This window comes from Barrientosiimonas humi (assembly GCF_006716095.1).
In the GTDB taxonomy this organism is placed as follows: Bacteria; Actinomycetota; Actinomycetes; order Actinomycetales; family Dermatophilaceae; genus Barrientosiimonas; species Barrientosiimonas humi.
The window spans coordinates 2,942,531-2,954,926 of the sequence record NZ_VFOK01000001.1; the positions used below are offsets into that span (position 1 = coordinate 2,942,531).

Sequence of the window (12,396 nt, forward strand, 5' to 3'; positions counted from 1 at the left end):
GCGCTGAAACGCGGTTTCAGCCCGCTGACCGTGCTGCAGCAGAGTCAGAGCGCTAGAACCGCGTTTCAGCCACCTCGGGTTCTCGGCTCAGGGCGTCGGGTGATGGGCGTCGTAGCGCACGAAGCCGCGCTGCCACGCCGCCAGCGCGAGCACCGCGACCACGCACAGCACGCCTCCGACGATGGCCGCCCAGGCCTCGGTGGAGACGGTGGCCAGCGAGCCGGCGACCACGTCGCCCAGCCGCGGACCGCCGGCGACCACCACGACGAAGACGCCCTGCAGCCGGCCGCGCAGGTGGTCGGGCGTCGCGGCCTGCAGGATCGTGGTGCGAAAGACCGCGCTGACCGAGTCGGCCGCGCCGGCGCCGGCCAGCGCGAGCGCGCCCAGCCACAGCGCCCACCCGCGCGGCAGCGCCCCGTTCGCCGCGGCGACCGCCAGCCCGAAGCCCACGATCGAGACGCCCCACAGGGCGACCGAGACGATGACGGCGAGCCCCTGACGGCGTACGCGACCGAGCGGGCCGGAGACCAGCATCGCCACCACGGCACCCACCGCGACGGCCGCCGACAGCACCCCCACGGTCTTGGCGCCGCCGCCGAAGCTGAGCACCGCGACCGCGGGGAACAGGGCCCGCGGCTGGGCCAGGATCATCGCGCAGAAGTCGGCGAGGAAGGTCATTCGCACGTTGGGGCGGGTGCCGAGGAAGCGAAGCCCGTCGAGCACCGAGGCGAAGCCCGGACGACGCCGCACGGCGGCGGGGTCGGCCTCCGGATCCGCTTCTGGCGGAATGGGTTCCAGCCGCAGGATGCCCCAGACGGCGAAGGTGAACAGGGCGGCGTCGACGGCGTAGGCGGTGACGTAGCCACCCCAGTCGACGAGCAGCCCGGCGAGCAGCGGCCCCACCGTCATCGAGATGTTCATCGCCGTCACGCTGAGCGCGTTGGCGGCCGGCAGCAGCGACCGGTCCAGCAGCCGCGGATAGATCGCCGAGCGCGCCGGGCTCACCACCCCGAAACCGGCGTTGTAGAGCCCGACCAGCGCATAGAGCACGCCGACGTGAGTGTTGCCGAGCGCGGCCTGCACGGTGTTGAGGATCGAGACCACCCACAGCAGCAGGCCGGCGGCGAGCGCGACCTTGCGCCGGTCGTAGTGGTCGACGATCGCGCCGCCGTAGAGCCCCATGACGACCAGCGGCACGAGCGCGCACAGCCCGACGATGCCGACGGCGAACGTGGACCGGGTGATGTCGTAGACCTGCAGCCCGATCGCCACCGTGGCCAGCTGCGCACCGACCCCGCTCAGCGTGAAGCCGCTCCACAGCCGGCGGTAGGAGGGGCTGACCCGCAACGGGGTCAGGTCGAGCAGCAGGGGCACGTCGGAAGGCTATGCGCCGGTGCCCGACCCCCGACGGCGGTACGCCTGCCGCACCCGCAGCCCCTCGCGCACGTCCTCCAGGGCCGGGTCGACGAACGCGCTGCGGTAGGCCCGGTCGGCGCTGCTGCCGGCCGCGAAGTTGAGCGCCGAGAACGCCGCGAGGAACAGCGAGACCTGCACCAGGGTGCGGCTCACCGGCAGCCGCCCCAGCCAGCCGTCGAACCCCGCCGGCGGGCGGCCGACCCACTGCTGCACGGTGGCGTCGGGGATCGCGAGGGAGCCGAACGCGACGAGGAAGCAGAACACGAGCACGCTGAAGATCACGACCTGCATGAGCGTGACGAGGATCGAGACCGCGAGCACGTTGAGCCGCTCCGCGCGCCCGAGCGGCACCGGGCCGTCGACCGCTCGCTCGTGCTCCCGCACCACCGTGCGCACCTCGTCGCGCGCGTTGACCGCGACGAGCACCACGCACAGCGCGGCCAGCACGGCGACCGCGGCCCAGGTGCGCGGCATCGACAGCCGGTCGGCGATCTGCCACATCTCGGCGTTGAAGAAGACGAACAGCACCGCGAGCATCAGGACCGGCAGCACCCGCGACACCATCGGGCCGAGCCGCCCCAGCTCACGCACCGCGCGGCGGCCGGCCCAGGCGAGCATCGTCCCGAGCCCGGCGTACGTCGCCGCCAGCACCGCGATCGGGATCAGCACCCGCACGGGCCAGGGCGGACTCGGGTCGGTCACGAGAACCGTTGGGGCCAGGAGGATCCCGGCGATGCCGACCACGGAGACGGCGGGGCGTGCGCGGCGCGGCAGCCGGCGTACGACCAGCACGGCCAGCCACACGACGAGCGGCGCCGCGAGCAGCACGACCAGACTGACCGCGAGCCCCGGCAGGCGAGGGTCGTCGACGTCGATGGCGGCCTCGTCGGCCAGCTCGGCCGCGGTGAAGCGCGAGGTCGCCTGGACGCTCAGGGCATAGCCGACGCACGCGACGGCGAGGCCGACGAGCAGGGCGGCGGTGCGGTCGAGCAGGGCCCGCGCACGCACGCTGGGCTCGAGCAGCAGCGGCAGCCCGAGGGAGCGCGGCCGGTCCTGGGCGGCGCGCGCCGGCGAGGCGACCAGCCGGCTCGGCGTGCTGCCGGTCATCCGACCCCTCCCCTCGTCAGGCGGTGAGCGGCTCCCCGGCCGGGCCGTCGAACGGGTCGGCGTCGTCGACGCCGGGGCCGCCGAGCGGAGCACCCATCCAGCTCGTCGCGATCCAACCAGAGTCGGGGTCGCCCTCGACGACGACCACGCCGGTGTTGCCGAGCGGGTTGTGCTCGGCGAACCGGGCGCCGAGGTTGCCGGCGCGCAGCGTGGTCCAGACGCGGATCGCCGCGCCGTGGCTCACGACCGCCGCGACGTCGGCGCCGCTGCCCGCGACCTGGCGCAGCGAGTCGTCCATCCGCGCGACGAACTCCTCGCCGGTCTCGCCGCCGGGCATCCGCACGTCGAGGTTGCCGTGGGCCCACTCGAAGAGCACCCCGAGGTACTGCTCGATGCTCTCCCGGTCGTTGCAGCGCTCGACGTCACCGGCCTGCACCTCGTGCATCCCCGCCAGCTCCTGCACCGGCACCCCCAGCGCCTCGGCGAGCGGCGCGGCGGTGAGCTGCGCACGCAGGGCGCGGGAGGCGTACACCGCCTGGACGCCCTGGTCGGCGACGGCGTCGGGGATGGCCGCCGCCTGCTCGGTCCCGAGCTCGGTGAGCCCGGGGCCGGGCAGCAGCGTGTCGAGCGAGTGAGCGACGTTGGCGGGCGTCTGGCCGTGACGGATCAGCAGGAGGCGCACGCGGCCCATGCTCCCACGCGTCCCGCGCCGCGCCCGCCGGTCGTCAGCTGGTGCGCCGGTCGAGCGCGCGCAGCCGGGCGAGGGCCTTGTCGACGACCGTGGTGTCGGGCGAGCGCAGCTGCGCGTCGAGGCGGCGGACCTCGCTCGGGTTCAGCCCGGCGGCCTTGGCCTTGGCGAGGTTCTCCGGCGACGACAGGCGCATCGCGACGACGCGGTCGGCGGCGGCGCGGGTGCGCTGCGCCGGGCTCTGCTGCGGCGTCGGCTCGGCGCTGCGCTGCGCCGTCGCGGTGCGGCCGGTGACCGACGGGCCGAACAGGTTGGCGTAGCCCACGTTGCCGGCGCGGTTGGGGTGGTAGGACTCCTCGACCGGGTTGCTCAGCCCGTTGATCCACTCCGGGTCGTCGCACACGGCGTGGCCGGTGAACGAGGCGGTGGGGTCGACGAAGCGGAAGCCCGCACCGGTCGCCTTGCCCCGCGCCAGCGTGTTCAGCTCGCCGGTCGCGGTGTTGAGGCTGCTCTGCTCGTCGGGCGCGAAGAACGTGAGGGCGTTGCAGTCCTCGCCGTTGAAGATGCGCGGGTAGCCGCCGACCGTGACCGCCGCGTTGGCCGCCTTGGTGCGCACCTGCCCGAACAGGTTGTCGTAGCGCCCCGGCAGCTGGTCGCGCAGGATCGCCCGGCCGCCCGCGATCGCCCCCTCGCAGTCGCTCATCCAGCCCGGCTGCGCGCACTCGGTGAGGATGGAGGAGAACCCGACGTCGTTGCCGCCGATGGTCATCGTGACGTAGCCGGTGCCGCTGCCGAGCGTCCCCAGCTGGCTGTCGATCACGCTGGAGGTCGTCGCGCCCGTGCACGCCTGGTAGTCCAGGTTCAGGCCGTACGTCTGCGCCACCAGCGCGGGGTAGCCGTACGGCGAGCGGTAGCAGTCGTCGACCTTGGCGCGGGTGCCCACGTCGGCGGAGTAGGAGTCGCCGAGCGCGACGTAGTCGCCCGCCGCGGCCTGTGCGGGGGTGGTGGAGGACAGGACGAGCGCGGCGGCTGCGGTCAGCAGCCCGGCGGCGCGCAGCGGGGAGGTGGTCATGGGCCTCACCCTGGCCCGGTCGGGGCGTCCCCGGGGCATACGGCAGGTCAAGACTTCCCCAACTGCACGCTGCCTCTACGGTGAACGGCCATGAGCGGTGATCGCCCGTGAGCTCCAACCTCGCCTGCATCGGGATGGGCGTGACCTCACCGGCCGAGCTGTCCGAGCTGGTCGCGCAGGTCGCCCGCCTCGGCAGCGAGCCGGTGGCGGACAGCCCCGGCGTGCAGACGTACGCCTGGCAGGACGCCAGCGGCGCGCGCGTCGTGCTCGACGTGCTGGCGGGCAAGCCGCTGATCCTGCCGTCGTTCGCGAGCTCCAGCGACTTCACCAGCACGGCGGTCGAGGCGCACTCCCCCGACGTCGCCAGGGTGACGGTGCTCGGGGAGGACGGCGTGACCGAGACCGGTGTGACGTGCGAGCTGGAGCAGCGGCGACACGTCGAGGGTCAGGTCGATGCCGGCCGAATCCGGTTGGTAGCGCTCGGGATCAACGTCACTGCCTTCGACGACGAGCCGACCTTCCTCGCCGACGACGCGAGCCTGCTGGGCACCGAGGACGAGCTCGGTCCACCCCCGCCCGAGGTCGCCGAGCGCGGCCTCGCCTGGCCGCCGCGCATGTCGGCCTCGGCGTTCTTCGCCAACGGCTTCTACCCCGGCCCGGTCGACCCGACCCCGCACGCGCTCCTGTCCGGCGTGGTGCTGCGCGCCGAGGTCCGCACCAACTCGCTGACCGGCCGCCGCTTCGTCGCCTCCCGCGTGCTCACCGCGTTCGGCGAGCTCGACCTGTGCCTGCCCGAGGAGTTCGCGCTGCTGCTCCCCGGCCAGGTGATCGCCGGCACGGTCGCCGTGGTCGGCCGGCTGCTGGAGGACACCCCGGCCGCCTCCGCGGAGCGGGCTGGCGAGGATGCCGGTGGCGACGACGACGCCCAGCCTCGCCCCGGCGAGACCCGCCGCGAGTGGCGCGACCGCACCGGCCGCTGACTGTCGAGTCGGTCGAGCAGGGCACTCCACGCTGGTCGAGCGCCGCCCTGAGTAGCGCGAGGGACGAGCGCGTATCGAAGGGTAGGGCGAGCCGCTAGGCGAGGCCGTATCGAGACCAGGTCACCTACTCGTGTGGTGACCGAAAGGCGCCGGGAGGCGTGAGTACGCCTGGGGTGACGACGGATTCGCGAGTCGCCGACGGCGTACATCGCCAGAGTGGTCACCAACTAACAAAGTGGTCGGTTGCAACTGACCAGTCTTTGAGCTCGACGCCAGTCTGGGCGGGGTCGGTCCTGACCCGACCCCACGATCTCGACACGACAGTGCGTTGTTGACACGAAGTGCTGCTACAGCACGCATTCCTGTCAACAACGTCAGTCCGTGTCAACAACGTCGGGCTCTGTCAGCAACGTCACCACGGTGAGCCATCAGACCAGGCCGACCAGGCACCCGCTCCCGCTTCCAGGCGCCTTTCGGTGGCCACAGACCGTGGTGACGGGTCTCGATACGGCCTCGCCTAGCGGCTCGGCCTACCCTTCGATACGCGCTCGTCCCTCGCGCTACTCAGGGCGGCGCTCGACCAGCTTGGGGGCGTTCGACCACCTTGGTGCTACTCGACGGACGTGGCGGCCCGAACCTCCCGGTCGAGCTGGTGCAGCCGGGCCTCGGCGTCGGGGCCGCCGGCCTCGGCGAGGCGGCGCACCTCGTCGACATCGAGACCCGAATCCTTCGCACCCGCAAGGCTTTCCGGCGACAACAGGTCGGGCAGGCGGAACATCTTGCGGCCGTGGTCGTGGGGGCGGCCGTACGCGATCGCGGGCCTGCTGGACAGCACGGCCGGACGCTGCTGGGCGGGCGCTGCGACCGGTTGCCGGCCCAGCTCGACCAGCACCGCGTCGGCGATCGCCCGGTGGCCAGCGGCGTTGGGGTGGAACGACTCGTCCAGCGGCCACGACGCGCCGCGGATCCACTCCGGGTCCTGGCAGACGGCGTGCCCCTGGAACTCGTCGCGCACGTCGACGAACACCGCACCCGCCGCGCGGGCGGCCGCCCCCATCACCTCGGCGAGCAGGTCGGCGGCGGCGTTGAGCCGGGTGAGCTCGCGCGGGCTGAAGAACGTCGACAGGTTGCAGTCCTCGCCGGCGAACAGCCGCGGGTAGCCCGTGGCGACGACCTGCGCCTGCGGCGCGCGCGAGCGTACGTCCTCGTGGAGCGCCGCCAGCCGGTCCGGCAGGTCCTCGCGCATCACCCGCTCGGCCTCGTCGATGATCGGGTCGGTCTCGCCCATCCAGGCCGGGCGGGCGCAGGCGGTGAGCACCTCGGCGAACCCGGCGTCGTTGCCGCCGACCGACATCGTGACCAGCTCGGTCGCGGAGTCGAGGCGGGCGAGCTGGCCACGGCGTACGTCGTCGACCACCGCGCCCGAACAGGCTTCGTAGGCAAGGGTTCTGCCGATCTCCTCGGCCACGATCACCGGGTATCCGGCGCGCGACCGGAAGCAGGCGTCGACACGTTCGCCGCCGCCGACACCGGCGGCGTAGGAGTCTCCGAGCGCGACGTAGGTCATGGGTCCATCCAAGCGGGTCGGGGCCTCGATACGCCCTCCGCTGCGCTCCGGGCTACTCGACCGACGTGTCCGCTGCGCTCCGGGCTGCTCGACCGGCGTGCTCGACCGGCTTCGGGCTGAGCGGCGCGATCAGGAGTGGCCGGCGCGCAGCACCATCTCCAGCTCGAACCGGGTCAGCGGGTCGTCGAGGGCGTCGCCGAAGATCTCGCGCAGCTGGCCGACGCGGTAGCCGACGGTCTGCGGGTGGATGTGCAGCTCGGCCGCGACCTTGGCCCGCTCGCCCTGGTGGCTGAGCCACGAGAGCAGCGTCTCGGCGAGCCGCGCGCGCTGGTTGGGCCGCAGCTGGTCCAGCGGCGCAAGCCGTTGTGCCGCAAGGTCGTTCAGCAGCTCGGGCTCGTGCCCGAGCACCAGGGTCGACAGGTGGTCGCGCACCCACCACGGGCCGTCGCCCTCGGCCGCCTGCACCGACGCCGGGTCGGGCATCGTCATGGCCGCGTGCGCCGCCCGCAACGAGCCGGCCGCCCGCAGCCACGGGCGTACCGGACCGATCCAGGCCCGCCGCCCGGCCAGCACCCGCTCCAGCTCGGCCCGGGCCCGCTCGCTGCGCGGGGCGGCGACCAGCACCACGGCGTACTCGCTGCGCGAGCGGGCCAGCCCCCGCTCGCCGAGCGCGAGCCGCAGCCCGTCGGCCTTCTCCAGCGGCATCGCGGCCACGACGACCTCGCGCGGGATGACCCAGCCGGCGTCGGCGGCGAGCGCGCGCAGGTCGGCCTCCTCGGCCCGGCCCGACACCAGCTGCTCGAGCAGCGCGGCCCGGCGCCGGTCGCGCTCGCCGGCCTGCCGGAACTGCTCGGCGGTGAACGCCTCGATGCTGGCCGAGGACAGCTCGTCGATGTAGACGAAGATCGACTCGCCGAGCGGCATGAGCAGGGTCGGGTCGAGCCCCTCCTGCACCGAGATGCGCGACACCGCCCGGAACGCCATCCGCGCCCCGACGCGGTAGGCCCCGAGCAGCGCCTCGAGCGGGCGGCCGGTGCGGGCCTCGCCCTTGCCGAGCCCGGCGTACACCAGCCGCGCCTCGGGCGGCAGCGCCGGCTCGTCACGGCCCGGCAGCTCCAGCAGCAACCGGCTGAGCGCGACCTCGACGCCCTGGCGCACGGCCACCCCGAAGTCGCCCTCGAGCGGGCGGGAGTAGGCGGGCACGTCGCGCTGGATCGCCTCGATGATCGACTCGACGATCTCGCCGAGGTGGGGCTGCAGCGCCCGGGACACCTCGCGCGGGAGCGAGGCCCAGGGGGGCGGGTCACCCGTTAGGGGTGTGTCGGGCGTCACGTCAGGCCTCTCCGTGCCCCTTTTTTCAGCGCCTCGCAACAAAGACGCTCGCCCCGATTGTGAGCACGAGCAGCAGAATATGACCCGCCGCGCCAATCACACTAGACGGGTGACTGAACGACGACCTCTGGCGATGCGCGCGCTCGGTGTGTTCACCGCGCCGTTCCCGCCCGAGGAGTTCCTGGGGCTGGTGAACCCCTTGTCCTCGGCGCGCCAGCTGCGCGGCGTGGTCACCCGCGTGACCCCCGAGACCGACCACAGCACCACCATCCACTTCCGCCCCGGCCGTGGCTGGTCGGCCCACGCCGCGGGGCAGTACGCCCGCATCGGCGTCGAGATCGACGGCGTGCGCCAGTGGCGCAGCTACTCGCTGTCGGCCGCCGAGGGCCACGACCCCGCGATCACCGTGACGGCCATCGGCCGGGTGTCCCAGCACCTGGTGCAGCACACCCGCGTCGGAGACGTGCTCTTCCTCGCCCCGCCGCAGGGCGACTTCGTGCTGCCGCCCGGCCCGCGCCCGCTGCTGATGCTGACCGCCGGCTCCGGCATCACCCCGGTCATGTCGATGATCCGCACCCTCGTGCCGCGCCGCCGCGACGCCGACGTGGTGCTCATCCACTCCTCGCGCACCCCGCAGACCACGCTGTTCCGCGAGGAGCTCGCCGAGCTCGCGCAGGACAACCCCGGCCTGCACGTCGTGCACCGCTACACCGCGGTCGAGGGCCGCCTCGACCTGCGCAGCCCCGACCAGCTCGAGGCCACCTGCCCCGACTGGCGCTCGCGCAAGGCGTACGTCTGCGGCCCGACCGAGCTGCTCGACGACGCCACCGACTTCTGGCGCACCTTCCACGCCGAGGACGCCCTCTCGGTCGAGCGGTTCGAGACCGGCCTGCTCGCCGGCGACGCCGCCGGGGGCCGCGTGGTCTTCGAGAAGTCCGACAAGGAGGCCGAGGCGGAAGGCTCGACCACCCTGCTCGAGGTCGGCGAGAACGCCGGCGTCCTCATGCCCCACGGGTGCCGCATGGGCATCTGCCACAGCTGTCTGACCCCGCTGCTCTCGGGACAGGTCAAGGACCTGCGCACCGGAGAGATCCGGAGCGACGAGGGCGAGCTCATCCAGACGTGCATCTCGGCCGCAGCCGGCCCGGTGCACCTCGACGTCTGACCCCTTGAACGCAACACGACAGGAGCATTCCCTGATGGCCCTGGCCGCAGTTCCCTACACGACCACCGACGACGAGCCGTTCGACACCTCGTTGCGGCGTGGCAGCAAGCCGTCCGCCGTCAAGCGCACCGGTGTGCTCCCCACCGAGGGCAGCCCGACCGTGCGCCCGCCGGGCGCGGACCACCTGAGCGACGACGACGTACGCCAGCTCGGGGCCGAGCTGGACGCGATCCGTGACGAGGTGATCCAGTCGCGCGGGGCCCGCGACGCGGCGTACATCAAGCGGATGATCAAGATCCAGCGCAGCCTGGAGCTCGGCGGCCGGCTGCTGATGCTGGCCTCGCGCTACAAGCCCGCGTGGGTCGCCGGCACCGGGATGGTCGCGACGGCCAAGGTGCTCGACAACATGGAGATCGGGCACAACACGCTGCACGGGCAGTGGGACTGGATGCGCGACCCCGACATCCACTCCACGACGTACGAGTGGGACTTCGTCGCGCCGGCGCGCGGCTGGCAGCACACGCACAACGACCTGCACCACACCTGGACCAACGTCATCGGCAAGGACCGCGACGTGGGCTACAACATCCTGCGCGTCAGCGAGGACCAGCCGTGGACCAAGCGCGACATCTTCAACCCGGCGGTCAACGCGGGGCTGTCGCTGGTCTTCGAGTGGGGCATCGCCTCCTACGACCTGGAGTGGGACCAGGTGCAGGAGGGGCACAAGACCCGCGAGGCGTTCGACGCCGACATGGCGCTGCTCAAGCGCAAGGCCGCGAAGCAGGTGCTGAAGGAGTACATCGCCTTCCCGTTCGTCGCGCAGGTCGTGTCGCGCTCGGGCGTCGCGGCGCTGACCGCGTCGGTGGCGGCCAACGCGCTGCGCAACGTGTGGGCGCACGCGGTGATCTTCTGCGGTCACTTCCCCGAGGGCGTCGAGACGTTCAGCGAGGAGATGATCGAGGGCGAGACGCGCGGTGACTGGTACATCCGCCAGATGATGGGCTCGGCCAACCTGTCGGGCAGCAAGTTCTTCCACATCATGACCGGCAACCTCAGCCACCAGATCGAGCACCACTGCTTCCCCGACATCCCGTCGAACCGCTACATCGAGATCGCGCCGCGGGTGCGCGAGATCTGCGAGCGCTACGGCCTGCCCTACACCACCGGCCCGCTGCCCAAGCAGCTCGCGTCGACGTGGAAGCGGATCTTCCAGCTGTCGCTGCCGGAGGGCAAGCGCTGGCGCGACGTGCCGGCGCTGCTGCGCGCCTGAGGCGAGCCGGGCGTACGCCATCGGCCGGCCGGGCGTACGCCATCGGCCGGCCGGGCCTGCCCGGCTGGCAGACTTGCCGGCCATGGATCCCCGTTCGTTGCTGCTGGTCCGGCACGGGCAGGCGTCGTTCGGCAAGCAGGACTACGACCAGCTCTCCCCGAGCGGGCACCGACAGGCGCGGCTGCTCGGCGCCGACCTGGCGCGGCGCGGGCTGCGGCCCGACCGGATCGTGTGCGGCGGCATGAAGCGGCACGCGCAGACGGTCGCCGAGATCGTCGTCGGCGCCGAGTGGGAGGACCTGGAGACCGAGGTCGACGGGCGGTGGAACGAGCTGGACCACGTCGATGTGATCCAGGCCTACCGCCCGGCCTATCGGCACAACCTGCTGCTCAAGGCCGACATGGTGCGCACGCTGCGCCCGCGCGCGGCGTTCGAGTCGATGTTCGAGCAGGCGCTGCGGCGCTGGGCCGGCGGCCAGCACGACGCCGACTACCGCGAGAGCTTCGGCGCCTTCCGCGAGCGCGTCGACGCCGCGTTCGACGCGACGGTGGAGGCCACCACGGGCCGTACGCTCGTGGTCACCTCCGCCGGCTGCGTCAGCCAGATCGCCGCGCGCCTCACCGCGGCCGGCAGCCTGGACGCCTGGAAGGAGTTCGCGCTGAGCATCTCCAACACCAGCGTCAGCCGGGTCGCGCTCGGCAAGGAACGGGCGCGGCTGCAGACGTTCAACGAGGTGAGCCACCTGGACGCCGCCGGGCTGGTGACGCTGCGCTGAGCGGACGCGGGGTGAGGCTCAGTTCCTCGCTGCCCTGATGACGGCGATCGCCAGGCACACCAGCACGCTCACGAGCAGCACCCTTCGCGCGACCCGGCGCACGTGCTCCCGCTCGTCGGTCCAGGCGAGCAAGGTCGCGAGTCCGGCGATGCTGCCGGAGAGACCGAGCAAGACGCTGTAGATCATCACTACCGGCGACCATCGGTGAGACGCCGCCACCTCCCTGGGCGCAAGCCTGCATCACCGGCACACGTCGGGCCTGATGGCAGCCGTCACGGAGTCATCACGATGGTTGTTCACCGGCCACGGCGACCTGCCACCGTCGCGCCGCCGGGCTGGTGACGCTGCGCTGAGCGGGGTGCCGGACGGCGGAGGCGCACGGTCGTGACGCGGCGTAGCCTCGCCAGCATGTACCTCCCCAGCCACAGCGTCGTCGAGGACGAGGACCAGGTCCGGGCGTTCGTCGCGGCGGTGGGCTCGGCCAGCCTGGTCACCGTCGGCGACGACGGCGTCCCCGACGCCACGACGCTCCCGGTCCTCTGGGAGGGCGACCGCGTCACCTGCCACCTGGCGCGCAACAACGAGCAGTGGCAACGGATCTCGGGGGGCGCGCCCGGGCTCCTGGTCGTGCGCGGCCCCGAGGGTTACGTCTCTCCGAGCTGGTACGCCAGCAAGGCCGAGCACGGACGCGTCGTGCCCACGTGGAACTACACCGAGGTGCAGCTGCGCGGCCCGGTGACCGTGCACGACGACCCGGAGTGGGTGCTCGGCATGGTGACCCGGCTGACCGAGGCGCACGAGCGGGACCGCGAGCAGCCGTGGGCCGTCAGCGACGCGCCGGACAAGTTCGTGCGCACGCGGCTGCGGGCCATCGTCGGCGTCGAGCTCGCCGTCGCTGACGTGCAGGCCAAGGCCAAGCTCAGCCGCGACAAGTCCGAGGAGGACCAGGCGGGCGTGCTCGCCGGCATGCCGCCCGGGCCGCTGCACGAGGTGCAGGGCTCGGGCGGCCTACTGCCGTAAGGCG

Annotated in this window: 12 protein-coding genes; 5 read left to right on the forward strand and 7 right to left on the reverse strand. The window is 72.8% G+C overall.

Features of this window, described 5'->3' with window-relative positions; genetic code table 11:
• Nucleotides 1–87: 87 nt before the first annotated feature.
• Genes FB554_RS13755 through FB554_RS13770 form a run of 4 tightly spaced genes read right to left on the reverse strand, consistent with a single transcriptional unit; the run spans nt 88 to nt 4,283 of the window.
• Entirely contained in the window at nt 88–1,374 is a 1,287-nt protein-coding gene (locus FB554_RS13755) for an MFS transporter (RefSeq protein ID WP_142006965.1), read from the reverse strand.
• A gap of 9 nt (nt 1,375–1,383) precedes the next feature.
• Nucleotides 1,384–2,523 carry a hypothetical protein gene (locus tag FB554_RS17220; RefSeq protein ID WP_170206888.1) on the reverse strand — a complete coding sequence of 380 codons (1,140 nt, stop codon included), beginning with the start codon at nt 2,521–2,523 and terminating at the stop codon, nt 1,384–1,386.
• 16 nt (nt 2,524–2,539) lie between these two features.
• Nucleotides 2,540–3,205, reverse strand: a complete 666-nt coding sequence (locus FB554_RS13765) for a histidine phosphatase family protein (protein ID WP_142006966.1) — start codon at nt 3,203–3,205, stop codon at nt 2,540–2,542.
• 43 nt (nt 3,206–3,248) lie between these two features.
• Nucleotides 3,249–4,283, reverse strand: a complete 1,035-nt coding sequence (locus FB554_RS13770; protein WP_142006967.1) for an SGNH/GDSL hydrolase family protein — start codon at nt 4,281–4,283, stop codon at nt 3,249–3,251.
• A gap of 107 nt (nt 4,284–4,390) precedes the next feature.
• Here FB554_RS13770 and FB554_RS13775 point away from each other — a divergent pair, with 107 nt between their 5' ends.
• On the forward strand, nt 4,391–5,263 hold the full coding sequence (locus tag FB554_RS13775) for a hypothetical protein (RefSeq protein WP_142006968.1): 873 nt from the start codon (nt 4,391–4,393) through the stop codon (nt 5,261–5,263).
• 610 nt (nt 5,264–5,873) lie between these two features.
• On the opposite strand, the gene FB554_RS13780 is transcribed toward FB554_RS13775, so the two are convergent.
• Entirely contained in the window at nt 5,874–6,830 is a 957-nt protein-coding gene (locus tag FB554_RS13780; protein ID WP_142006969.1) for an SGNH/GDSL hydrolase family protein, read from the reverse strand.
• Between the two features lie 129 nt (nt 6,831–6,959).
• Nucleotides 6,960–8,162: a PucR-like N-terminal domain-containing protein gene (locus FB554_RS13785; RefSeq protein WP_476693161.1), complete on the reverse strand. Its 1,203-nt coding sequence runs from the start codon at nt 8,160–8,162 to the stop codon at nt 6,960–6,962.
• Nucleotides 8,163–8,271: 109 nt separating this feature from the next.
• Between FB554_RS13785 and FB554_RS13790 the strand changes: the two genes are divergently transcribed.
• From FB554_RS13790 to FB554_RS13800, 3 genes are all read left to right on the forward strand, one after another.
• A complete protein-coding gene (locus tag FB554_RS13790; RefSeq protein WP_142006971.1) occupies nt 8,272–9,327 on the forward strand; it encodes a ferredoxin reductase in 1,056 nt (351 codons plus the stop codon).
• A gap of 34 nt (nt 9,328–9,361) precedes the next feature.
• Nucleotides 9,362–10,597: a fatty acid desaturase family protein gene (locus tag FB554_RS13795; protein WP_142006972.1), complete on the forward strand. Its 1,236-nt coding sequence runs from the start codon at nt 9,362–9,364 to the stop codon at nt 10,595–10,597.
• Between the two features lie 82 nt (nt 10,598–10,679).
• Nucleotides 10,680–11,372, forward strand: a complete 693-nt coding sequence (locus tag FB554_RS13800) for a histidine phosphatase family protein (RefSeq protein WP_142006973.1) — start codon at nt 10,680–10,682, stop codon at nt 11,370–11,372.
• Nucleotides 11,373–11,390: 18 nt separating this feature from the next.
• On the opposite strand, the gene FB554_RS17225 is transcribed toward FB554_RS13800, so the two are convergent.
• On the reverse strand, nt 11,391–11,558 hold the full coding sequence (locus FB554_RS17225) for a hypothetical protein (RefSeq protein ID WP_170206889.1): 168 nt from the start codon (nt 11,556–11,558) through the stop codon (nt 11,391–11,393).
• 222 nt (nt 11,559–11,780) lie between these two features.
• Between FB554_RS17225 and FB554_RS13805 the strand changes: the two genes are divergently transcribed.
• The gene (locus tag FB554_RS13805; protein ID WP_142006974.1) at nt 11,781–12,392 is read left to right on the forward strand and encodes an FMN-binding negative transcriptional regulator; all 612 of its coding nucleotides are present in this window, start codon (nt 11,781–11,783) and stop codon (nt 12,390–12,392) included.
• Nucleotides 12,393–12,396: the final 4 nt, after the last annotated feature.

What these genes read in the sequence shown, in the direction of transcription:
- FB554_RS17225 (WP_170206889.1), bottom strand. Translation starts at nt 11,558, where the DNA reads ATGATCTACAGCGTCTTGCTCGGTCTCTCCGGCAGCATCGCCGGACTC.
- FB554_RS13770 (WP_142006967.1), bottom strand. Translation starts at nt 4,283, where the DNA reads ATGACCACCTCCCCGCTGCGCGCCGCCGGGCTGCTGACCGCAGCCGCC.
- FB554_RS13800 (WP_142006973.1), top strand. Translation starts at nt 10,680, where the DNA reads ATGGATCCCCGTTCGTTGCTGCTGGTCCGGCACGGGCAGGCGTCGTTC.
- FB554_RS13805 (WP_142006974.1), top strand. Translation starts at nt 11,781, where the DNA reads ATGTACCTCCCCAGCCACAGCGTCGTCGAGGACGAGGACCAGGTCCGG.
- FB554_RS13780 (WP_142006969.1), bottom strand. Translation starts at nt 6,830, where the DNA reads ATGACCTACGTCGCGCTCGGAGACTCCTACGCCGCCGGTGTCGGCGGC.
- FB554_RS13795 (WP_142006972.1), top strand. Translation starts at nt 9,362, where the DNA reads ATGGCCCTGGCCGCAGTTCCCTACACGACCACCGACGACGAGCCGTTC.
- FB554_RS17220 (WP_170206888.1), bottom strand. Translation starts at nt 2,523, where the DNA reads ATGACCGGCAGCACGCCGAGCCGGCTGGTCGCCTCGCCGGCGCGCGCC.